This is a genomic window from Bradyrhizobium sp. (assembly GCF_036009065.1).
Taxonomy (GTDB): domain Bacteria; phylum Pseudomonadota; class Alphaproteobacteria; order Rhizobiales; family Xanthobacteraceae; genus Bradyrhizobium.
Window position 1 is genome coordinate 1 of the sequence record NZ_DASYMN010000160.1, and the last position, 22,739, is coordinate 22,739.

19 protein-coding genes are annotated in these 22,739 nt (G+C 62.4%); 11 read left to right on the top strand and 8 right to left on the bottom strand.

The genetic code is table 11. The features are described 5' to 3' along the window. The 5 genes from VGP39_RS09565 to VGP39_RS09585 all read left to right on the top strand — a co-directional run. Positions 1-613 (top strand): beta-ketoacyl reductase (locus VGP39_RS09565; RefSeq protein ID WP_327567864.1); only part of this gene is annotated, 613 nt, incomplete at its 5' end. 46 nt (positions 614-659) lie between these two features. Beyond that, on the top strand, positions 660-932 hold the full coding sequence (locus VGP39_RS09570) for an acyl carrier protein (protein WP_327567865.1): 273 nt from the start codon (positions 660-662) through the stop codon (positions 930-932). 23 nt (positions 933-955) lie between these two features. Continuing rightward, positions 956-2,233, top strand: a complete 1,278-nt coding sequence (locus VGP39_RS09575) for a beta-ketoacyl-[acyl-carrier-protein] synthase family protein (protein ID WP_327567866.1) — start codon at positions 956-958, stop codon at positions 2,231-2,233. Next, positions 2,230-2,676, top strand: a complete 447-nt coding sequence (locus tag VGP39_RS09580; RefSeq protein WP_414644615.1) for a PaaI family thioesterase — start codon at positions 2,230-2,232, stop codon at positions 2,674-2,676. Before VGP39_RS09575 ends, VGP39_RS09580 begins: the two co-directional genes overlap by 4 nt. A gap of 170 nt (positions 2,677-2,846) precedes the next feature. Beyond that, positions 2,847-4,136, top strand: a complete 1,290-nt coding sequence (locus VGP39_RS09585) for an MFS transporter (RefSeq protein ID WP_327567868.1) — start codon at positions 2,847-2,849, stop codon at positions 4,134-4,136. A gap of 13 nt (positions 4,137-4,149) precedes the next feature. On the opposite strand, the gene VGP39_RS09590 is transcribed toward VGP39_RS09585, so the two are convergent. The 3 genes from VGP39_RS09590 to VGP39_RS09600 form a co-directional block, all read right to left on the bottom strand. Next, positions 4,150-4,959 carry a metallophosphoesterase gene (locus VGP39_RS09590; RefSeq protein WP_327567869.1) on the bottom strand — a complete coding sequence of 270 codons (810 nt, stop codon included), beginning with the start codon at positions 4,957-4,959 and terminating at the stop codon, positions 4,150-4,152. 5 nt (positions 4,960-4,964) lie between these two features. Then, positions 4,965-5,861, bottom strand: coding sequence for a diacylglycerol/lipid kinase family protein (locus tag VGP39_RS09595; RefSeq protein ID WP_327567870.1), 897 nt, complete (start codon positions 5,859-5,861; stop codon positions 4,965-4,967). A gap of 111 nt (positions 5,862-5,972) precedes the next feature. After that, positions 5,973-6,689 carry a phosphatase PAP2 family protein gene (locus tag VGP39_RS09600; RefSeq protein ID WP_327567871.1) on the bottom strand — a complete coding sequence of 239 codons (717 nt, stop codon included), beginning with the start codon at positions 6,687-6,689 and terminating at the stop codon, positions 5,973-5,975. A gap of 224 nt (positions 6,690-6,913) precedes the next feature. On the opposite strand from VGP39_RS09600, the gene VGP39_RS09605 reads away from it, so the two are divergent. The 4 genes from VGP39_RS09605 (at position 6,914) to VGP39_RS09620 (ending at position 11,828) form a co-directional block, all read left to right on the top strand. Further along, positions 6,914-7,774 (top strand): xanthine dehydrogenase family protein subunit M, encoded by an 861-nt coding sequence (locus tag VGP39_RS09605; protein WP_327567882.1) that lies wholly within the window; start codon positions 6,914-6,916, stop codon positions 7,772-7,774. Between the two features lie 5 nt (positions 7,775-7,779). Beyond that, complete coding sequence (locus tag VGP39_RS09610) at positions 7,780-8,262, top strand: (2Fe-2S)-binding protein (RefSeq protein WP_327567872.1); 483 nt, start codon at positions 7,780-7,782, stop codon at positions 8,260-8,262. Continuing rightward, complete coding sequence (locus VGP39_RS09615) at positions 8,259-10,511, top strand: xanthine dehydrogenase family protein molybdopterin-binding subunit (protein ID WP_327567873.1); 2,253 nt, start codon at positions 8,259-8,261, stop codon at positions 10,509-10,511. Before VGP39_RS09610 ends, VGP39_RS09615 begins: the two co-directional genes overlap by 4 nt. 339 nt (positions 10,512-10,850) lie before the next feature. Beyond that, positions 10,851-11,828 carry a tripartite tricarboxylate transporter substrate binding protein gene (locus VGP39_RS09620; protein WP_327567874.1) on the top strand — a complete coding sequence of 326 codons (978 nt, stop codon included), beginning with the start codon at positions 10,851-10,853 and terminating at the stop codon, positions 11,826-11,828. Positions 11,829-11,957: 129 nt separating this feature from the next. On the opposite strand, the gene VGP39_RS09625 is transcribed toward VGP39_RS09620, so the two are convergent. Both VGP39_RS09625 and VGP39_RS09630 read right to left on the bottom strand, forming a co-directional pair. Then, complete coding sequence (locus VGP39_RS09625; RefSeq protein WP_327567875.1) at positions 11,958-12,329, bottom strand: cytochrome c; 372 nt, start codon at positions 12,327-12,329, stop codon at positions 11,958-11,960. Between the two features lie 66 nt (positions 12,330-12,395). Continuing rightward, positions 12,396-13,679 carry a PQQ-dependent sugar dehydrogenase gene (locus VGP39_RS09630; RefSeq protein WP_327567876.1) on the bottom strand — a complete coding sequence of 428 codons (1,284 nt, stop codon included), beginning with the start codon at positions 13,677-13,679 and terminating at the stop codon, positions 12,396-12,398. Positions 13,680-13,912: 233 nt separating this feature from the next. Here VGP39_RS09630 and VGP39_RS09635 point away from each other — a divergent pair, with 233 nt between their 5' ends. Continuing rightward, a complete protein-coding gene (locus VGP39_RS09635; RefSeq protein WP_327567877.1) occupies positions 13,913-14,863 on the top strand; it encodes an aldo/keto reductase in 951 nt (316 codons plus the stop codon). A gap of 29 nt (positions 14,864-14,892) precedes the next feature. Here VGP39_RS09635 and VGP39_RS09640 read toward each other — a convergent pair whose 3' ends face one another. From VGP39_RS09640 to VGP39_RS09650, 3 genes are all read right to left on the bottom strand, one after another. Further along, on the bottom strand, positions 14,893-16,110 hold the full coding sequence (locus tag VGP39_RS09640; protein ID WP_327567878.1) for an MFS transporter: 1,218 nt from the start codon (positions 16,108-16,110) through the stop codon (positions 14,893-14,895). Positions 16,111-16,258: 148 nt separating this feature from the next. Continuing rightward, complete coding sequence (locus VGP39_RS09645) at positions 16,259-17,203, bottom strand: tripartite tricarboxylate transporter substrate-binding protein (protein WP_327567879.1); 945 nt, start codon at positions 17,201-17,203, stop codon at positions 16,259-16,261. A 1,226-nt stretch (positions 17,204-18,429) separates the two neighbouring features. Next, entirely contained in the window at positions 18,430-21,498 is a 3,069-nt protein-coding gene (locus tag VGP39_RS09650) for a hypothetical protein (RefSeq protein ID WP_327567880.1), read from the bottom strand. 264 nt (positions 21,499-21,762) lie between these two features. Here VGP39_RS09650 and VGP39_RS09655 point away from each other — a divergent pair, with 264 nt between their 5' ends. Next, positions 21,763-22,161: a DUF1622 domain-containing protein gene (locus tag VGP39_RS09655; protein ID WP_327567881.1), complete on the top strand. Its 399-nt coding sequence runs from the start codon at positions 21,763-21,765 to the stop codon at positions 22,159-22,161. The last annotated feature ends 578 nt before the right edge of the window (positions 22,162-22,739 follow it).

Consider the following 22,739-nt stretch of genomic DNA (forward strand, 5'->3'; position numbering starts at 1 on the left):
GGCCGCCAATGCGTTTCTGGATGCGCTGGCGCATCGGCGGCGCGGCGAGGGACGCCCTGCGCTGACGGTCAATTGGGGCGCTATTGGCGCGAGCGGCTATGTGGCGCAACATGCCGAAATCGAGCAGCATTTCCAACGCCACGGCTTGCGCTCGTTTTTGCCTGACCAGGCCTTCGCCGTTCTGGAGGCGCTGCTCCGACGCGAGGTGACCGAGGTGGGCGTCGTCGACATCGACTGGAAGACCTGGGGCCGCTTCGCGCCGGAGATCGCCCGGTCACCGCGCTTCGCGCACCTCATGAAGGAGGAGCGTGCCCCGAAGGCAGGCGGACCGGATCTTGTTCTCGAAAGGTTGCGGGCCGCCCCTGCCACGGACCGGAAAGAGATTCTGCTCACGGCCATACGGGAGCAGTTATCCGCGGTACTTGGTCTTGCGGCCGACGGCATCGATACGAACCAACCGTTGAACGCGCTCGGGCTCGATTCGCTGATGGCGGTGGAGCTCAGTTGCCTGATCGAGGACCGGCTCCGATTCAAGCCGGGCACCATCGAGTTGATCCAGGCGCCGAGCCTCACCGCGCTTGCGGACCGTTTCATGGACAAGATCGCGTTATGACCCGCCGCGCCGTGAGCCGGCTTATGTTAACGACAGGGAGGTGGCAGTGAGCGATAAGGAACTATTTGACGCGGTGGTGCGGCAGATCGGTATTTTTCTGGAAACCGACGTCAGCCATCTGCGACCCGACTCGCATCTTGCGCGTGATCTGGACGGGTTAAGCTCCCTCAAGCTCTTCGAGCTTATGCTCTATCTTGAGGACAGCGTCGGCTTCGAGTTCGACGAAAAGGTGGTCGACCGCATCGACACGATGCAGCAACTGCTCGGCTACATCAAGGAGCACCGGCGTGAGCCGGGGGCCATCGCGCAGACCGTCTAGGCATGGGGCAAGCGAGCGGTGGCGTGAATGCAAGCGGCAAGCGAGCCGTCATCACCGGCATCGGCGCCGTCTCCGCTCTCGGAGTGAGCGTCACGGAGGTGTGGAGGCAGCTCCTGCTCGGCGAAACCGGAGTGCGGCCGATCTCACGTTTCGCGGCCGATCGCTTCGTCAGCAGTCTCGCTGCCGAGGTCGATGACGCTCGCGTCGTGCTAGGCGAAGGGCCGTTCGATTTCGAGATGCGCCGGATGGCGCTGTTCGTCCGCTTCGCCGTCGCCGCGGGCGAGGCGGCGCTCGCTGACGCGAAGCTCTGCATCAACGACGGATCGGCGAGCGGCGCGATGCACGTCGGCGTCTCCATGGGCGGTCTGCCCAACATAGAGGCCGGCATCATGCGCCAGGAGAGCAAGGGGCCGCGCAAGACCACCCCGTTTCTCATCATGTCGCTGATCCCGAGCATGGCCGCGAGCATGTTGGCGCAGCGGGCCGGCTTCGAGGGCCGGCAGCTCACATTTGCCGGCGCCTGCGCGGCCGGCAGCCAGGCGCTCGGCGCCGCACTAGAAGCGATTCGCCGCGGTGAGCACAGCTGGATACTGGCAGGTGGCGCCGAGGCGGTGACGACGCCGATCACGTTTTCGGGGTTCGAGGCGATGCGCCTGCTCAGCCGCGGCGGCGATCCGGCGCTTGCGCCGCGCCCGTTCGATCGCGGGCGCGACGGCTTCGTCATCGGCGAAGGCGCGGCGCTGTTCGTGGTCGAGGAGTTGGAGCGGGCGGGGGCCCGCGGAGCCACGATCTACGGCGAGATCAGCGGCACGGCGACCTCGACCGGCGTCGACGGCCTGCTATTGCAGGCGCCGGAATCGATCGCCGCCTGCATCCGGGCGGCAATCCAAGATGCCGGGCTTGAACCCGATGACATCGACGCCGTGTATGCCCAGGGTTCCGGACTGGTGCGCGGCGACCGCGCCGAGGTCGAAGCGCTGCGGGCGGTATTCGGCAGGCGCATGCCGCCGGTCACCTCCATCAAGGCGCAGACCGGTTACACATTCGCCGCCAACGGGCCCTTGAGCATGCTCGCTGCCCTGATGGCGCTACAGACCAAGACGCTCTCGCCGACGCGCAATTTCGAAAATGCAGACGACGAACTCGGCGCGCTGGACATCGTGACGGCGCCGCGGGCATTTGCCGGCCGGCATTGCCTGGTCAACGCAATCGGCTTTGGCGGCGTCAATGCGACGCTTGTCGTATCGTCCTTGCCTGAAACGCGAAGCGGTCTTATCGGGACACAACAGGGTGCAACATGACATTTAAACCAGCCGACCCAAACTTCGCCGAACGCGTGCGCGACAGTTTTTCGCGGCAGGCATTTATGCGCTATCTCGACGCCTCGCTCACGATAATTGAGCCCGGCTACTGCGAGATCCGCATGCCCTATCGGCCGGAACTGACGCAGCAGCACGGTTTCTTCCATGCCGGCACCACGGCCGCTATCGTCGATTCTGCATGCGGCTATGCATCCTTCGGCCTGATGCCGGCCGATGCATCCGTGCTCACGGTGGAGTACAAGGTCAACCTTCTCGCCCCCGGCCGCGGCGAGGTTATGGTGGCCAGAGGGCATGTCATCCGCAACGGCCGTACGCTCAAGATCTGCCGCGGGCAAGCCTTTGGCGTCACGAACGGCGCAGAGACGCTATGCGTTGAATCCCTGTCAACCATCATGACGCTGGCCGGCCGCGAGGATCGTTGAGTCGTCTCAATGCCAGAACGCTGCGCCTGGCGGAGAAAAGCCGGCTACCCTGATGGCCGGTCAGGCCAAGCGCGCCATCGGCTCCAACCTTGAACTGCACAGCGAGGCCGCATAGGCTCGGCACCTGAAGACGCCTGCCGAGCAATTTTCAATAAGAAACATCCCCATCGATGCGGTCCACCGAGCGGCGCCCCTTCCCCCACCGCCGGGGCCTGATCATCGTCACGACATTGGCCATTGCCTATGTCGCCAGCCATTTCTTCCGCGCCTCCAACGTCACCATCGGCCTCGACCTGATGCGCGACCTGTCCATCGGGCCGGAAGCTTTGGGCGCGCTTACAGGCGCCTTCTTCTTCGGCTTCGCCGCCACACAGATCCCCTGCGGCTTCTTGTTCGACCGTTTCGGGCCCCGCCGTACCGTGGTTGGCATGCTCATCCTCGCCACCATCGGCGGCATCATCTTCACCCTGGCGCCGAGCTGGCCAATACTGCTCAGCGGCCGGGTGCTGATGGGCGCCGGCTTCGGGGTCATGCTCATCGGCAGCATGGTGGTGATCTCCCGTTGGTTCGCGCCGGACCGCTTCTCCACCCTCACCGCCATGGTCATGTCCATCGGACTGCTCGGCAACCTGGCCGCCACGACCCCGCTCGCCTGGGCTTCGGAGGCCATCGGTTGGCGCGCCGTGTTCGGCATCGCCGTGGTCTTCACTGCACTTGCCACCATCGCCGTCTGGCTGATGGTGCGCGATGCTCCGCCCGGCCACCCCTTTTTGGTCCGCACGCCAGAGCTCCCACGCCAGATGCTGCAGGGCCTGCTGGAGGTACTGCGCAACCCCCGCCTGAGGCCGATTCTGGCGCTGAACTTTTGCAACTATGCCTGCACTTTCACGGTGCAGGGCCTATGGGGCGGTCCGTTCTTGCGCGAGGTCCATGGACTGAGCGCCATCGAGGCGGGCAACGTGCTGCTCGTCGCCGTGATCGCCTACCAGTTCGGCATGCTCGCCTTCGGCCCGCTGGATCGCCTGCTGGACACGCGCAAATGGATCGCCATCGGCGGCAGCCTGGTGATCATTTGCTTGCTCGCCACCCTGGCGCTGGTTTCCCGCCCGCCAATCTGGGTGCCGATCGCCGCCATCCTCGGCATCGGCTTCTTCAGCGCCTCCAGCACCATGGTGATGACGCATGGCCGCGGCACCATTCCGGACCGGCTGATCGGGCGCGGCATTGCGACCGTCAACACCTGCGTGATGTTCGGCGTCGCATGCATGCAAACGTTGTCCGGCATCATTATCGGCGCGTTCGAGCCGCTGGCTGGCGGCGCCCGAACTGAAACCGCATACCGCGCGCTGTTCGGAGTGCTCACCTTGGTGCTGATCGCAGCCGTCGCGATCTACAGCCGCTCGCAGGACGTCAGGCCCAGCGATGAAATGCGGGAGCGCGGGCAGCAGCCGGATGGCTGAGACTCGCTCATGGTTACTTGGCGCGCCAGCGGTTTCCGTCAAAGGCATAGGATGCAATCCCGGCTTCGACAAACCCCTGTCCCTTCCCCCATTCCATGACCCGAACCGAAATTTGCCCGTGAGCAATCTGGATCAGGTTGTATGAATTCCCCCCAACTCCTCTGGTACGGGTTGAGATCGCGGTGCCGGCGTGCACGATCAGGATCGATCCGGCACTGCTAACCTCCGTTACTGGCCCACTGAGCGCGCGGTGGTGATGTCCCGATAATAATAAATGAACCCCTGCATCGGCGATCGCCTTGAGCGCGGCGATCGCTCGTCCGGCAAGTTCCAGCGAGTCTTCGCTGTCTGGAACGGCCAGCGGATGATGCGTGACGATGATTTTGGTAGTGCCGCGAGGCACCGAAGCGAAGATTCGTCGAATGCTAGAAATCTGGACTTGCGAAAGGCGGCCGTTTTTTCGCGTGAAGCGGCGAGCGGTATTCAGCCCCAACACGGCAAGTCCGTCGTCTTGAAAGAATCCCAGGGGTTGATCGAGGGGCGCGATGTAACGGTCGTACTTCCGGAACGGCCGAAGGTAACGGTGAAACAGGTTGTAAAGCGGAACATCGTGATTTCCCGGCGTAACGAGTTTTGGAACCGCAATGCGGTCCAGGAATCGGCGCGCTTCAGCAAATTCAACGTGTCGGGCCCGCTGCGTGAAGTCACCGCTGATGACCACCAGATCGGGGCGACTTTTTTCGATACTCGCGAGAAGATTCTCCATCACATCGAGATTGTGCCGTCCGAAATGCAGGTCGGAAATGTGAGCGATGGTGCGCATGGAAACTATTTGTATGTCGGCAAAGGCGCGAACACACGGAGGGCGGCCGGCCTAGTCCGATAATGCAAGGGCGTCCGCATCGACTGTATCTCGCCGTCAAGTGCGACCAGTAAGCGTTTTCGACGCGAGCTGACTTCGACGGCTGGGGTGGCGATGGTCCGCAGATCGCTTTGGTTCAACAGTCCCGCGACGCTCCGAACCGCCACCCACAACAATGCAAGCCGGCTTTGCTGGCTTGCGACGAACAGGCACAGCTCGCCGCCGTCCAGCCTTTTACGGCTTCCGAAGGACGCCCCTTCCAAATGGTACTCATTGTTGCCGATGAACACACACGGGCTGCGGCAAGCCTCCTGCCAATTCTGCGCGCGAATCCGGAGGCGGCGGAGCGGTAGGTTCCAGAATGCCCGAAAGCCGGCCATGATCATGGCCGGCCACTTCGACAACCCCTGATGCTTTCTGCGCCGATCCCGGTCGAGAACGACGTAAGGATAGATTCCGATTGACGAGTTATTGATGAACATCTCGCCATTCACCTCGCCGACGTCAACCGATCGATGCACGCCGCCTGAAATGACAGCGACCGCGTCCTCGACGGCAAGCGGAATTTTGAGGTCTTTGGCAAAGTGATCCAACGTTCCCAATGGAATGATACCGAGCGGAATATCCGTACCCGCAACAACGCTCGCGACGGTGTGGATGGTACCATCTCCCCCACCGGCGACAATTGCGTCGATCTCGCCGACGGCGACCCTTTTGACCGCACGCTCCGCGGCTGCCCGAAGCTTTGAACCTGGTACAAATTCAAAGCTGGCCGCGATCGCATGCTTGCGAAAGGCGGCTTCAAGCTCGACATGCAATTCATCGCGCTTTTTCTCCGCGGCGGCGCCGGCGGAAGAGTTCAACAGGACGCTGACGCGCTCGGGTTTCAGGGGAAGGCCTCACAGAGGTCGGCGGGAACGTCTAACAGTGGTACGCCCTGAATGTTCCGAAAATGGCGCAAGACCAGCTCCGGATCATCTGTCTCGCGGCGGCTCGATCTGGCGCTTGTGCTGAAGGCGCGTCATGATGGCCCAGCAGAGCAGGGCCCACGCCGAGCCGACGCACCAGCCGGCCAGGACGTCAGTGGGATAATGGACGCCGAGATACACGCGGCTTATGCCAATCATAAACGTTAGCGTAACAGCCACTGCAACAAAATAAATCCGAAGGCGACGGCTTTCAGTCGTTCTGGCCAGCAGGGCTGCCAAGGTCATGTACGTGATCGCTGAATAAGCGGCGTGTCCGCTGGGGAAACTTGCGGTGAAGACTTTTGCAGCGGGAATGAACAGATCCGGCCTCGGCCGCGCGAACTGAATTTTCAACAGGCTGTTGAGCGCCAGGCCGCCGAGAACGGCCACCAGCACCAGCAAGGCAGCCGCACGTGACTTGGCGAGGATCAGATATGCCACCACGACGAACGACATGATCCCGAGCACGGCGATGCTGCCCAGCGATGTAATGTCCCGGGCCATTTCTCGCACCCAAGGCGGCCCGATGGGTCCGGACAAATTGTCGGACCCGCTGCGGAAAGAGAGGATAATGGCCTGGTCTAACGCGGTGGTCGAACCGTCCATTACTTCATCGGCCATGAAGCCAAAGATAAGCAGCAGCGCCGCTGCGACGAAAACCGAAGCGAGCAGCCAGGTTTCAGCATGCCAAAACGCGCGCATCCGTTCTAAAAGGCTTCGCATGGTGGGTCTCGATGAGTGACGCAATGGCGGATCAATAACTCAATTAACAAACGGGATTCTCTTGGCACCCCTACGGGTCGGTGCATAGGGACATGCTCCGAACACGGACCCGAGAGGCTGTTCCAATTGTTTCTGCCCGTGTAGGCTCCTTCCTCTGCAGACCTGAATAAAGGGTAGCCCCAACCTGGGGCCGGCGAAAAGGGTACGGGAATGACATGACGGACATCCAATATCTGGCTCCGCGAACGCTCGACGAGGCGATTGGCGCATTTGCCGCCGCCGGAAGTGCCGCGCGCATCCTGGCTGGCGGTACCGATCTTCTGGTGCAGATGCGCGCCGGTGTCGTGCGGCCGGGCTTGATCGTCGACATCAAGAAAATTGCCGAGGTGACTGCAATCGAGGAAACCGCCGAGGGCGGCTTCCGTGTCGGCGCCGCCGTCCCGGGCGCGGTATTGGCCGAACACGCGCGCTTTGGCAACGTCTGGCCCGGCGTACTTGAGGCCATCAACCTGATTGGCTCCACCCAGGTGCAGGGGCGCGCCTCGGCGGGTGGCAATCTGTGCAATGGCTCGCCGGCCGGCGACAGCGTGCCCGCTTTGGTCGCAGCCGGCGCCATGGTCACGCTGCAGGGGCCGGACGGACGGCGCGAGACGCCGGTGGAGAAGGTGCCGGCCGGTCCCGGGCGCACCAATCTTTTGCCTGGAGAGATTCTCGTCAGCTTCACCTTGCCGCCGCGAGCGAAGGGCTCGAGCGACGCTTATTTGCGCATGATCCCGCGCACCGAAATGGACATCGCCGTGGTCGGTGTCGGCGTCAGCCTCACGCTGACGGACGGCGTCTGTACCGCCGCGCGGGTCGGGCTCGGCGCTGTGGCGCCGACGGTGCTGCTGGTCGAGGCCGCCGCCAAGGCGTTGATCGGCAGCAGACTCGACGATGCGGCGCTGAACGCCGCCGCGGCCGCCTGCTCTGCCGCCTGCCGTCCGATCGACGACAAGCGCGGCACCATTGTCTACCGCACCAAAGTTGCCGGCGTCCTCTTGAAGCGCACGGTTGCAATCGCCGCAAAGCGCGCGCAAGGAAATTGACCGCAATGACAAAGCTGCACGTTTCCACCACCATCAATGACGAGCCGGCGGAGTTCTTGTGCGAGCCCGGTGACACAATGCTCGACGCGCTGCGCGGGCCGCTCGGCCTGACCGGCTCAAAGGAAGGCTGCGCGTCCGGCGATTGCGGCGCATGCAGCATCATGCTGGACGATCGCCTGGTCTGTTCCTGCCTGATGCTCGCAGCCGAGGCCGAAGGCCATGAGCTGCGCACCATCGAAGGCATGGCGCTGGGCGAGAAGCTGCACCCGCTGCAGCAGAAGTTTCTGGAAATGGCGGCGCTGCAGTGCGGCATCTGCACCTCGGGCATGCTGGTCGCCTCCGATGCCCTGCTGCAGAAGAACCCGCGGCCGAGCGAGGAAGAGGTCCGGTTCTGGCTTGCAGGCAATCTCTGCCGGTGCACCGGTTACGACAAGATCGTACGTGCGGTCCTGGAGACCGCCGCTGATACAAGGGAGGCAGCGCAATGAACGTCGTCACCAACAACAAGTGGATCGGCGAGCGCACGATTCGCCCGGACGGCGCCGACAAGGTCACCGGACGGGCGGCCTTTGCGGCGGACACCACCATGCCCGGCATGATCTGGGGCAAGGTTCTCCGCAGCCCACATCCGCACGCGCGCATACGGTCGATCGACACCTCCAAGGCCGAGGCGCTGCCCGGCGTGAAAGCGGTGGTCACCGCGCGGGATGTTGTGGACTTCCCCATCGACAAGTCGGTCATGCTCGGCATCCAGGACATGCGCTGGATGTGCCGCAACGTGATGGCGCGCGAGAAGGCGCTGTTCCCGGGCCACCCCGTTGCGGCCGTGGCCGCCACTACCGAGGCGATTGCGGCAAAAGCCTGCGAGCTGATCGAAGTGGATTACGAAGTGCTGCCGTGGTCGATCGAGATCGAGGACGCAATCAAGCCCGATGCGCCGATCCTGCACGAGTTCCTGAAGTTCGAGGGCAAGCCGTCCAACATCGCAGGCCGCATCGAGGTCAAGAAGGGCGACATCGCGCAAGGTTTTGCTGCGGCCGAAATCGTTGTCGAGCGCAGCTTCACCACCCGTCCGGTGCATCAGGGCTATATCGAGCCGCACGCCTGCCTGGTCAGTGTCGGCGCCGACAATAAGACCACGATCTGGAGCTCAAGCCAGGGCCAGTTCATGGTGCGCGCCATGACGGCGCACTTGACGGGCATTTCGCAGAGCGACATTCGCGCCATTCCGGCGGAAATCGGCGGCGGCTTCGGCGGCAAGACCATCGTCTATCTCGAGCCGCTGGCGACGCTTCTGGCGAAGAAATCCGGCCGTCCGGTGAAGATGGTCATGACCCGCGAAGAGGTGATGCGGGCGACCGGGCCGACATCCGGCTCAAAGAGCACGGTCAAGATCGGCGCCACCAGAGACGGCAGGATCGTCGCCGCACAAGGCACCTTCTATCTGCAGGCCGGCGCGCTGCCGGGCTCGCCGATCCGCGGCGCCGTCGGGTGCAGCTTTTCGTGCTACGACATCCCGCACGTTCTCTCAGTGGGCTTCGACGTCCTCTCCAACCGCTCCAAGGTGGCGGCCTATCGCGCGCCGGGCGCGCCGATCGGCGCCTACGCCGTGGAGTGCGTGCTCGATGAACTGGCCGAAGCGCTCAAGATCGATCCGCTGGAGCTGCGGCTGAAGAATGCCGCCAAGCAAGGCACCAAGGCCGCGCATGGTCCGGTGTTTCCGCGCATCGGCTACATCGAGACGCTCGAGGCCGCGAAGGCGCATCCGCACTACCAGGCGCCGCTCGCTAAATTGCAAGGCAAACTGCAGGGCCGCGGCGTGGCTTCCGGTTTCTGGTTCAACGCCGGCGGCGAATCCAGCGCGCAGGTCAATATCACCGAGGATGGCAATGTCGCCGTCACCACAGGCCATCCGGATATCGGCGGCTCGCGCGCCGCGATCGCCAATATCTGCGCCGAGCTGCTCGGCATCGACTACCGGCGCGTGTCCGTGCTGATCGGCGACACCGCGACCATCGGCTTCTCCAACCTGACCGGCGGCAGCCGCGTGCTGTTCGCCTCCGCGATGGTGGTGACGCAATCGGCTGAAAAGGTCATCACCACCTTGCGCGAGCGCGCTGCAAAAATCTGGGAGATCGATCCCGAGGCGGTCAAATGGGAAAACGGCGCCGCGCATCCGGCCAGCCCCAACGCCGGCCAGTTCGAACCGCTCACGCTTGCCGAGCTTGCGGAAAAGGCCCCGCAGATGGGCGGGCCGATCGGCGCCGGGGTGCAGCTCAACACCGAAGGCGCCGAGGGCGGCTTCGGCACCCACATCTGCGACGTGGAGGTTGATGTCGAGCTCGGGATTGCGCGCGTGGTCCGTTACACGGCGGTGCAGGACGTCGGGCGCGCCATCCATCCGGGTTATGTCGAGGGCCAGATGCAGGGCGGCGTCGCGCAGGGCATCGGCTGGGCGCTGAACGAGGAATACATCTACACCCGGGACGGCAAGGTCGATAACCCGGGCTTCCTCGACTATCGCATGCCGGTCTGCTCGGACCTGCCGATGCTCGACACAGTGATGGTCGAAGTGCCGAACCCGAAGCATCCGCAAGGCGTCAAGGGCGTCGGCGAAGTGCCGCTCGTACCGGTGATGGCCGCCGTCGCCAACGCCATCCACAACGCGCTCGGAAAACGCTTCTACAGCCTGCCGATGTCACCGCCGAAGGTGCTGGAGGCGCTTGAACCGACGTAATGCTGTCCGCAGCCGTAACAGCTTTGTGCGCGATGACTTTAAGTCGAATCGCCATGACGTTCCGGTCACCTCTCCCCGGAGGGGAGAGGTGACACGAGCCGATTCTACTTAAACTCAAGACGCCCTAAGCGACCCAGGTCACCTTGCGCGGCGTGGAGCCGCTGGCGGTCAGGCAGGACGTCTACATCAGCGTCGAGCCGCAGCATGTTGTGGTCCTAGGCGCATAACGGATACGGCCGCGGATGGGCTGGCGAATCCAGCTTTGGCCGATTAGCTTGACCTTCCTCGAAAACGTGTTGCAGTCGCCGCTGGCGATTAGCCATAATAGTGAGAGAACCTATGCCCGCCAGAGCCACGCATTCGCGCCGCACGATGCTGGGGATACTGGCCACGGCCTTTGTCCCAGCAAGGCAAAGCCTGGCCCAGTCGCAGCAAACAATTCGGCTCAACGTTCCGTTCACGGCGGGCACAGGGCCCGATCTGCTCGCACGTATCCTCGGTGAGGAATTGCGGCAGCGCTGGAATCAACCGGTGATCGTCGAGAACAAGCCGGGTGCCAGTGGCAACATCGGTACGCAGGCAGCTGCGCGCGCGGCTCCCGATGGCCAGACGCTTCTGGTGACCGTCAATACCTTCGTGATGAATGCGAGCCTTTACCGCTCGATCCCCTACGATCCGGAGGCGAGCTTCGTGCCGATCGTGGAGATCGCGACCGGAGTTCTTGCGCTTGTCGTGCACCCTTCGCTTAATGTCAGCACTTTCGCAGAACTGCTCGCGCTTGCGCGCAGCAAGCCGGGCGAGATCAACTATGCTTCCCCCGGCCGGGGAACGCCGCAACATCTCGCCATGGAGCTGTTGAAGCTGACGGCGCAGATCAATCTGACTCACATTCCTTATGCGGGCTCGGCCGGCGCCGTGAAAGACCTCGCGGGCGGACACGTTTCGGCGATGATCCTGCCGATCCATACCTCGCTTCCTCTCGCGGAATCGGGAAACATCCGTATTCTGGCCGTCGGCAGCCAGGCGCGGGCGCATCAGGCGGCGCAGGTGCCGACGCTGGCCGAACTTGGCGTAACCGATTTCGACGTCGATCTGTGGTATGCCGCCCTTGCTCCGGCCGGTACGCCGAAGGACATCGTTGACCGCTACAATACGGTGTTCAACGAGATCCTGGCGCAGCCAGGCATTCGCGCAGCGCTCGACAAGCAGGGCCTGGTCGCGCAAGGCGGCCCGCCCGACCGACTGGCAGCGCTGATCGCCAAGGATCGCCTGCGCTGGGCAAAAGTCGTCAAGGATGCCGACATCAGCGCGGAATAGCTGGAGCGAGACGACCACTGCAACATCGTAGCCTGCATGAGCGAAGCGACATTCGGGTGCCGCCAACCCGCATATCGCTACGCTCATGCGGGCTACGCGGCGCGCGCGGATCGGCAGTACAGATGCCGCCTACGGGCCGGGGATTTTTACGACGCTGATCTCGATGGCCGAAAAATAGGCCGCAAGATCCTCTATGTCCGCGTCCGACAAGGATGGAGCGACCACCGACATCGCGTCGTTCTTTCGAGCGCCGGATTTGTATGCTTGCAGTTGAGCTACGATATACGGCTCGGTCTGGCCGGCAATGTTCGGCGCGTCTGGAACCTTTGATAGACCGTCGAGCCCGTGACATGCCTGGCACATCAGCGCCTTCGCCCGGCCGGCTTTTACGTCACCGGCACTGCACACGCTGCCACTGGCTACGAGAAGGCAAACAGACGCGAACAGGCAGGCGACCAGCCGTGCCGCCTTGGGATACGCAGAGATCACCTTCGCCCTCACGAACCGTGTGCCACCGAAAGCATGATGGCCCCCCGCGTCAGGGGGCCATCAAATCAGAACAAGATATCACTTGCCATCGTACCAGATGCGATAAAGCGCTCCGACCAGATCGTCCGAAACCAGCAGCGAACCATCCGCCAATTGCGCCACATCGACGGGACGGCCAAGGTAATAGCCATTGTCGTTCCAGCCTTCGGCGAACGGCTCGGATTTTCCGGCGACATGGCCGTCATCCTTGAGGAACGTCACCATCACCCGGGCGCCGACCGGCGTAGTTCTGTTCCACGAACCATGCTGCGTGGAAAAAATGGCGCCCTGATATTTCTTCGGAAACATGTTGCCGGTGTAGAAGATCAGGCCGAGGTCGGCTGCGTGTGCGGCCTGCTCCACTTCGGGGAAAACCGCATTGGCCGGCGGCGTATCGTTCTTGTACTCGTTGGTGCGGATCTTGCCGCCGCCATACCAGGGGAAACCGAAATCCTGACCGCTGCTGGTGATACGGTTCAACTCGCCGGGTGGCTGCTCGTCGCCCATGCCGTCGACCTGGTTATCGTTGGTCCAGAGCGACTTGTCCTTCGGATGGAAATCCATGCCGACCGGATTGCGCAAGCCGACCGCGTAGACCTCGCGGTTCTTGCCGTCGCGATCCATGCGGATGATCCCGCCGATGCCGAGCTTGCGGTAGAGATCGTTTTTTTCCTTTGTCGGCACGTTGTAGGGCTGGCCCAGCTGGATATAGAGCTTGTTGTCCGGGCCGACCCTGCAGACCCGCGCGGTGTGATTGTAGCTCTCCTCGGATTTCGGAATCAGCTCACCTTCCGCTACGACGACGCCGGCAACCACATCCGGACTTTCATAGAAAAATTCGGCCGCCGGATATTCCAGAACACGGTTCTGCTCGGCGATATAGAGGAAGCCGTCCTTCGAGAAGCATCCGCCATTGGGAATCTTCTTCGGCAAGGTAGGCGCGAACTCCTTGACCTCGTCGCCGACGCCGCCGCGGGCGCGGTCGGTCACCACCCAGACTTTCGACTTGCGCGTGCCGACAAATGTCGCGACACCCTGCGGGCCGACTGCGATATGACGGGCGTCCGGCACCAGTGCGTAGAGCGAGATTTTGAAGCCCGGCGGCAGCTTGACCTTGGCGAGGTTCTGTTTGACCTGCTCGGCCTTCGCCCCGGTTTGCGGGATTTCCGGCCAATCGGCCGTACTGCCCGTCGGACGCATGGCGCCCAATGTCTCGAGCGCGGTGGGCGCCGGCGCTGCCGGCTGGGCGAACGTCGGCTGCGTGAACGCCGGCCAAGCGGCCAGCGTCAACATCGCCACCGTTGCTTTCGAATAAAGCTTCATGAATGCCTCCCTGCGATGCCCCGAATTCTAACAGGCGAACGCCCGCTGCCGGGGAATTCCGTTATCAATGCGCCGGTCCGGACAATTGTCAAATGCCGGCTCTAAGTGAACGTGGCCCGAGGCCACAACATCAGCGTGGCGTTAATCCGGCGTGTCGTTAGAGTATTGTGCATGGTGTTGGAGGCACGGCGATGCAATTGCGGGTCTTTGGACGCACGGGGATGCAACTCTCGGTGCTGGGTTTTGGCTGCGGCGCGGTGGGCGGACTCATGGTACGCGGCGATGCTGCCGACCAGGAGCGCACGATCGCGCGGGCGATCGCCGCTGGCGTCAACTACTTCGACACCGCAGTGCAGTACGGCAATGGCGAATCGGAAGAGAACCTTGGCCGCGTGTTGCAAAGGCTGAAACCGGCTGACGTGGTCGTCGGCACCAAGGTGCGAGTGCCGCCCGGCGAGGCCATTGCCGACGCCGTAACAATGTCGCTCGAAGGTAGTCTGGCGCGGCTGCGTCTTGACCAGGTCGACATCTTTCACCTGCACAATCCGATTACCGAAACAGAAGGTGGATCGGCGCTGAGCGTCCGGCAGGTGCTGGACGAGGTGGTGCCGGCGTTCGAGCGCCTGCGGCAACAGGGGAAGATTCGTTTCCTTGGGATTACGGCGCTCGGCGACACCGCCGCACTGCATCAGGTGATTGATGCAAAGGCCTTCGACAGCGCACAGGCTGTCTACAACATGCTCAATCCATCTGCCGCCGAAGAATTGCCGGCGAACTATCCGGCACAGGATTATGGACGATTGTTCGATCACACCGAGGGCGCCGGCGTTGGCGTCGTGGGAATCCGCGTGCTTGCCGGCGGCGCGCTTTCGGGCTCGACCGAACGTCACCCGATTGCGGGTCCGGCGCCCGAGCCGATTGGCTCGGCAATGCGCTATGACGCCGATGTCGATCGCGCACGCCGTCTGCTCCCGCTGGTAAAGGAGGGGTTCGCCAGCACCTTGACCGAAGCCGCCACGCGGTTTGCGCTGTCTCATCCCGCGATGGGCACGATCCTGGTCGGCATGGCAACGCCGCAACAGTTCGAGGACGCGCTCGCCGCGGTCCAAAAAGGCCCACTACCGCGAGCCGCGCTCGACCGGCTGTCAGCATTGCGGCAGGGATTCTCCGGCGAAGTACGATAATCGCTCGCCGCAGGAGATGGTGCGGGCGCCTAGGCTGCGGGCCGGCGTTTTCGCCCGACCAGCACACTGACGATGAGCAGATTGAGAATGTTGGCGCCGATGCCGGCGGCGAACGCGGGCGCATAATATCCGAGATGGTCGTAGAGCAGGCCGGCAATCCAGCCGCCGGCGGCCATGCCTCCCGCGGTGAACAGCAACAGCGTCGGGATTCTCCAGGAGGCTTCCGACGCCGGAAACAGTTCACGCACCGCCAGGACATAAGCCGGGATGATGCCGGAAAAGCCGAGCCCGAAAGCGGCAGCCACCGTGAACAGGCCGGCTTCATTCTGTGTCAGCAGAAGGGCCGTCATCGATGCGGCCTGCCAGGCTGATCCGATCAGTACGGTGGTGAGACCGCCGATACGATCGGAGATCACGCCCCAGATTTGCCGGCTCAGGAACGCGGTGCCGAGCAGTACCGACAACATCAGGGCGCCCATCGACCGGCTGATACCGAGATCGCTGCAAAACGCGACCAGATGCGCCTGCGGCATCGCCATGGGAATGCAACACAGCACGGCGGCGCCGCACATCAGCGCGAACACCGCATTGGGCGGCCAGCCGAGGATCCGCGCCTTGCTTACATCCGCTCCGGACACCGCCGCCGGATGAATCACTTCGGGTGCCGCGCGAAAATAAATTGCGGCAAGCGGCGCGACGACAACTATCTCGGCGAGAGCATACCACAGCATCGCCTGCCGCCATCCGAAATTGGCGATCGCTTGCTCGAATACCGGTGGCCACACCGCGCCGGCGAGATAGGTGCCGCTCGAGATCAGCGCCAGCGCCGAACCGCGCCGGCGGTCGAACCAGCGGCTGACATAAATGTACAAGGGCGCATTGATGCCGCCGATCCCGATCAAGCCGATAAATAGTCCGTGGCCGATCCACAGCGGCCAAGGTGGCCCGAAGGCCGAAATTGAGAGGCCAAGGCCGATCATCAACGAACCGAAGATCACCGTCCAGCGCGTGCCGACCCGATCGGCGATCTGTGACATGATGATACCGCCGATGCCGGAGCCGAGCCAGGCCAGCGCGCTGGCGAGTGCTGGAACGGAACGCGACCCGCCCACTTCGCTGGCGATGTCCTTGAGCGCTACCGCGGTGATCCAGGCTGCGCCGAACGACATCCCAAGGATGAAGAGTGCTACCCAGGCGACAGCCCAAGAGGCCTTGGTCTCAACGGAAGCTGAGGGGAATTGCAGCATTGGGAGCGGAATCCGGTTAGCGGATCCTTTTACAGGCCGCACAGGATTTCACCACCCATGTCCACATGGGGTCTGCTCCACGCGCCGCATGCCGTTCAGCCCGTCAGCGACCGCGTCGTAGGCTCGGTGTTCACCGCATCGGGGCGCGTTACTTCGCTTCGCTTGCCTTGATGCCCGAGCTTTCAACGAGCTTTGCGACCCGGAGCATATCAGCGGCGAACAAGCGCGCGTGCGCTTCAGGCGTCAACTCATTGTCAGGAAATGGCAAGGTTCCGAGCTGCTTCAGCTTCTCCAGCAGGACTGGGTCGGACAAAGCCTTGCGGAGCGCCGAATTCAGCGCGCCTATGGTCTCCGTGGGCGTGCCCTTCGCCACGTAGAGCCCATGCCACATCGAGTAGCTGACCTCGGGCATGCCGAGCTCGGCGGTGGTCGGCACGTCCTTCAACTGTTCAAGCCGTTCTGACGACGTAATGGCTATGCCGTGAAGCGTTCCGGCCTGAATCTGCGGCAGCGCGTTGGTCACCTGATCCCATAAGAGATCAATCTGCCCTGCCAGGAGATCGCCGATCGCCGGAGCTGATCCGCGATAAGCCACGATGGTCGGCTTGAAACCGAGCACATTGCCCATCATGACGGCGCACAGGTGACTGTTTGTCCCGATACCACCATGTGCAAAATTCGCCTTGTCGCCTTTCGCCTTGATCCAGTCCACAAAATCCTTCGGCCCCGCGCCGGGAATCGACTTGCGGCCGATCAGGACCATTGGCGCGTTGTTGACAAGGCCGACCGTCTCAAACGCAGTGTTCGTATCATACCGCAGATTGGTGAACAGGCTGGGTGCTGCGAGCAGCGCGACGTGATTGATCAGGACTGTGGACCCGTCGGGCGCCGATCGGGCAACACGATCATTAGCCAGCGTGCTGCCGCCTCCGACCACGTTCTCGATGATAACGGTCTGGCCGAGTGTGCGCGACATTTGCTCGCCAATCAGACGTGCGACCGTATCGGTGCCGCCGCCGGCCGCAAAAGGAACGACCAACGTAACGTTCTTCGCGCTCGACTGTGCGTGGGCCGGCATCGAAAGCGCGGACATCAACAGACCAAAGCCCGCGAGGGCGCATCTACAACAAAACCGATTGACCACGATCGCGTCCCTCCAGGCTTATTCTTTTGTTGCCCTACATTCGCGCCGACGTGCGGTCATTGGCAAGACCAATCCGCGACGGCCAGGCTGGCGGAGGGAGTGGAACTGGGATCGAACCTTCTCTACCTGAAAAACAGGCACGATCAGCTATCGGAAGTTGTTCTAACGATTAGATCGGCCGGCAGGAACTCCGCAGGGAACAGTCGATCAACCGAACCAAGGTGAAAGAGTATGTACTTCAAAAGAAAGGGCGAACAGCAAACCATGCTCGGCCGAGTCGAACGACTTCAACCGTCTTTGAGGGCTCTCAACTATAAGATAAAGGTGTGATCAACGCCGTATGCTCCCGGATCGTGCCAAGTAACTTTATGGTTGGATGAATCGTTGCGCCAGAACAAGTTTGACGTTCCGTCGCGGTTGAAGTCTCCGACCCCTACCACCTTGTAATCACCCCAGAGCCGCCAAGTCATACCCAGTCTGAACACCGTTGTGCATCCTCCCAGAGAACGTCGGACATGCCATCCCCGTTGTGAAAGTCGCCAATGCAACGACCTTATGATCGACGCCTACGAACCCTTCCCTCTTACTTCGCTTGTTGGGGCTGTCCTGGCGCCACCGGTAAAATCGGTGCGGGCATCGTGGGTGCCCGCGTCCGCTTCGTTTGAGCAACTGTAGATTCAATCAAAGGTAAGGAACAGCTGAGCGAACCGATAGTGTTCGGGCCATATTGAACGTAGCCGGACGAAGTCGGTGGCGAGTGCGACGCCGCGATTGGAAGATAAATGTAGCAGATCGTTCCGTCCGCGGGATCGCGCCAGCGCTGAATGATCGTATCCTGCAACGGCCCGGCGTACTGCCGTTCAAGCTGCATACGCGGCAATTTCGCCCATTCGCCGGATGGCTGGAATTGCTGAGGCGCGGGCGCAGGTGTCGCAGCCGGTGGGGGCGCCGCCACGGGTGCCGCCGGCTGCTGCCCTTGCGCATGGGCCAGATGCTGACAAGTGACCACGAGGGCCGTGGCGAGCGCGATGCAACGGAATAGGACGTTCCAACCGAGATACGGAAGTCCATGCATGAAAGATTTCATCGCGATTCTACAAGAATACGGCTTCGGCTGCCAAGCTCGCGGCAATCGCCACCAGCCTCGCACTGACGAAATGCTCGACTTGTCTCCCTCACCATTCCACAGCAGCGCCGACACGTCCTACATGTTGCGTTCCGCCCCCGTTGCCATAAGCGGCACTGACGTAGACCGGGATCGGTGCCCATTTCAAACGGTGCGCGACCGCAATGCCAACTCCACTTTGACCTTCATAGGCACTTCCATTGATAGCTAGCGTTGTTTTACCTGGTGCGGAGGGGGTCGCAACATTTGCGAGTGCCGCTGTAGCCGCGATTCCTCGGCGAGATTCGCTTAGATTACCGCTGATTTGGCTCTGTAGTCCATTGATCTGCCCTTGGAAGCCGCTGGCGATTGACGATATCTGACCCACATTGACCGCGTCCGTTGGGTTGATGCCAGCGGCGACATTGGTGATACGCCGCTCATTGCCGGCGGCGCCGACGGAGACCGTATTTGCAGCCGATGTCACTGAGCCCGACCCGATCGCCGCCGCGTTGACGTGCGTTGCCACCGCTCCCGGACCGACCGCGGTCGAATTGGTGGCAGTGGCAACCGCGCCATCGCCGAAGGCCGCGCCGCCGTTCGACGCAGATGCGCCTGCGCCAACGGCAACTGAGCCGGTAGCGACCGCGCCGGTTCCGATGGCGATTGCGCTGACGCCCGTCGCTGCCGAGTTCAAGCCGACTGCGATCGAGCCGGTCTGGGTGGCAGACGCGGTATCGCCGATCGCGACCGACGAGGTGCCGCTCGCGGTGGAGCCGACACCGCCAGCCAAGCTACGCGCTCCGCTTGCCGTGCTGCTGAATCCAGAGGCCGTTGCAAATTCCGCACTGGCGAGTGCGTTGAAACCCGTCGCCAGACTGAGGTTTGCGTTCGCGATGCTCCCTGCGCCGAGGGCCGTGCTGTTGGGTCCGCTGGCCACGCTCTGCGCCCCATAGGCAGAACTGGCGTTGCCGGTAGCCTGGCTCTCCGACCCGGTTGCGATGCTGACAATGCCGCTTGCGAGGCTGAGCCGACCGATGGCGGAGCTGTTCGTTCCGCTCGCGGTGCTATCGACGCCGACCGCAGTGCTTCGGTTGCCAGTCGCCTTTGCACCGAAGGTGGAGATGCCATCGCCGCCTCCGATCGCTGTTGCGTTCGCGCCATCCGCAAGGCTGTTCGCGCCGATCGCGGTGCTGAAGCTTTTGGTAGCCTGCGCGGTATCGCCGAAGGCCGTGCTGCTGACGCCGCTCGCTAAACTGGCGACGCCAAGGGCCGAGCTGCGAGAGTTCATCGCTCCCGCGCTGCGGCCAACCGCCGTGCTGTTGACGCCGGTCGCAAAACTGGCGGCGCCGATAGCCGTGGCACTGTTGGCGGTTGCCTGCGCGTTATTGGCGCCCACCGCCGTGCTGTTTATGCCGCTTGCTAACCCGAACATGCCGACGGCTAAGGAAGTAGTTCCGCTGGCGGTCATACCAAGCCCGACCGCGACGCTAGAATTGCCGCTTGCCTCGGTGAAGGCGCCGAGCGCCTGGCTGTTGTTTCCGATTGCCGCGGCCCCCGCCCCAAACGCTGAGGACTGCAACATTGTCGCTTGGGCGAGAACGCCGACTGCGGTCGCCTCTGATCCACTGGCAACGCTTCCAGCACCAACTGCCGTGGCTAGGTCTTGAAAGGCTTGAGCCACATTACCCACGGCAACGGCTGAGCTGCCACTCGCCGTGCTGCCGTCGCCTGCGGCGATGCTCGAACTGCCACTCGCAGTGCTCAAAAACCCATAAGCTGCGCTGTTCGTGCCGCTCGCGGTGGTGCCGGGGCCGATAGCGGAAGCATTGTCTTTGGTCGCGCGGCTGCCATTTCCCACCGCCACACTAGACGTTCCCGTTGCCAGCGCCGGGGCGACGGAGGCGCAAGGCTCCGGAAAACAAAAGGCGCCGAAACTCCCGCCACCGACGGCTACTGAAAATACGCCGGACGCTTGGCTGCCATTGCCCAAGGCGGAGCTGCTAACGCCACTCGCCAGACTGCCGACACCGACTGCGGTACTGCCGCTCTTGTTGGCAATGGCGACCGCGCCCACCGCAGTTGCATTCTCTGCGCTTGCAGAGCTGGCGATACCGAAAGCGGATCCAAACTTTCCGCCGGCGTTAGCGGCCGTCCCTACCGCCGTGGCAAAATCTCCGTTTGTGCGGGCACCACTGAGCGCTCCAGGGACAAAAATAGGGCCGCGCCCTGTCGAAAAAACGGTACTTGTTACCCCGTCCGTGCCGCCGATCGCGGTGGAAAGCTTTCCGGCTGCGTTCGAGCCGGCGCCGACCGCGATCGCGGCGCTTCCCCCACTGCTCGCGCCTGTGGTTTCCCCAGCGATGCACGAGCCCGCCTGACAATTGCCGGCGCCGAGCGCAACCGAGAAATTGCCGTTGGCAATCGTATTGCCTCCGATAGCCGACGCGAAACCGCCCGAAGCCGTTGCGCCGAAAAACGCGCCGCCCACTGCGGTAGCGCTGATGCCGCTAGCAACCGAATTACTACCGATCGCCGTGGACTCATTCTGCGATGCAACGGCATGCCAACCGAGTGCTGAACTAGTACCTCCTGTGGCTTGAGTATGTGAGCCTACCGCCGTCGACAGAACGCCGCTGGCGTTGGCTACGTCACCGAAAGCGGCACTGAATGCTCCAGTACTCTGGCTGAACGCACCGACCGCCGTGCTTCGACCGAGGCTCGTTGCAATACTGCTGGTTCCCACTGCTACGGAATAGTCCGAGCCAGCTACGGGCGCGGTTACTGGTGACAAGGCGCCGGTGAATGGATCGGCCACAACGATAAAGCCTACCGTACCCATGCCCACTGCGACAGAACTGGCGCCTGTCGATGTGGCGCCAAAGCCGACCGCAAGTGAACCTGCGCCTGGCGCGGCGGCTTCGCAATTTGCGGTGGTCAGGAGGTCAGTATTCGGAATGTTGCCGGAGTTGCATCCTGCGATGGCAGGGGCACTCGCAAGGCTCGCAAGAATGGCTGCCCCGGACAGCAGCGTATTGCGGCACTGATACAGAATGTTTGTCATGTGATTGCCCCCTGCCGTTGCGAAGACGAGCCCGTAAGCCTGCGCACCTGGTAGCAAAGCGTATCGAGCAATCACCCCAGCGTATGTGGCGATACGGCAACAAGTCGAAAAAATGGAAGGCGACCCGGGGTTTCCGGGTTTCCTAAGGCCGCCCATTTGGTCTGATCGAACTTGGAATTCGAATAAGAGGTCGCCGCTCGGCCTCACCAATACCGAACGATTGCAAGCTGGGACCGCTTGCACTGCGGATCGTGGCTGTCGAACTCTCCAAACCGGAAAGGCTTCCGCACGCACTTTGCATGCCGTAGGCTTCCCCCGAATCGCAGCAGCGGGGTTACGATGGGAGATCAAACTCACCTTTTTGTGGTTCACCTTGCCAAGGTGATCGAGTTCTCCGGCGTAGCTATAATTGTCGGCGGCATCATCTTGGCTGCGATCAACTTCGTTCGTGACGGCGCGCGTTTGCGAGACTGGGTGTTGGCCTATGAGCAATTTCGGTCCAATCTCGGTCGTGCCATTCTGCTGGGTCTTGAGTTGCTGGTGGGGGCAGACATAATTTCGACGATCACGTCTCCTCTTACCCCTGAGAGTGTTGCCCTTTTGGCCGGTATCATCTTCATCCGAACGTTCCTTAGCTTCGCTCTTGAAACAGAAATTGAAGGTTGCTGGCCTTGGCAACGATCGTCAAAACGAGATCGGATTACGGGGGGAGAGATAGAGCTGAAAGGAAATAAATGACTGGCGAACCCAGTATCCAGCGTTCGAACAGAGGTTACTTTATTTTTGCTGGTGGCTGCGCCCTCGCTGCAATCGTGCTCGTTGCACTTCTGATACATGGCCAGCTGCAAGGCCCCGCGTGCCCGATATCGAACGTAAGGTCAGAGCCGCTGAATGAGGTAGCTGAGCAGAGCACGGGGGTGTTCGATTTTATCTCTGATGCCCCAGAGGGCCGACCGCGGTATTGGCCCTGTACCGATCTTCGGAAAACGTAGAGGCGCAATCTTCGATTACCAAGGCGGACGTCGCGGGCGCTACGGAGGGCCGCTCCCTCCAATTGAACCTAACCCCACGAGGATGAAGCTTCCGCCATCGGCCCGGACAGGGACTGCACATCTCCTGCTATCGACGGACCGCCCGGACAACCTTCGGCCCCTTCAATCGCGCTTTCCTGTCACACACTTGACGGCTCTATCGCGTAATTCTGCGAACCAGAGCCACAGCTTTGCGAACCAGGTGATGGTCAGCAGCTTTGGCTTAACTACTCTGAACAGCCGCTCTACGAACAAGATGCTGACGGCATAAGCGCCCACCAGGAT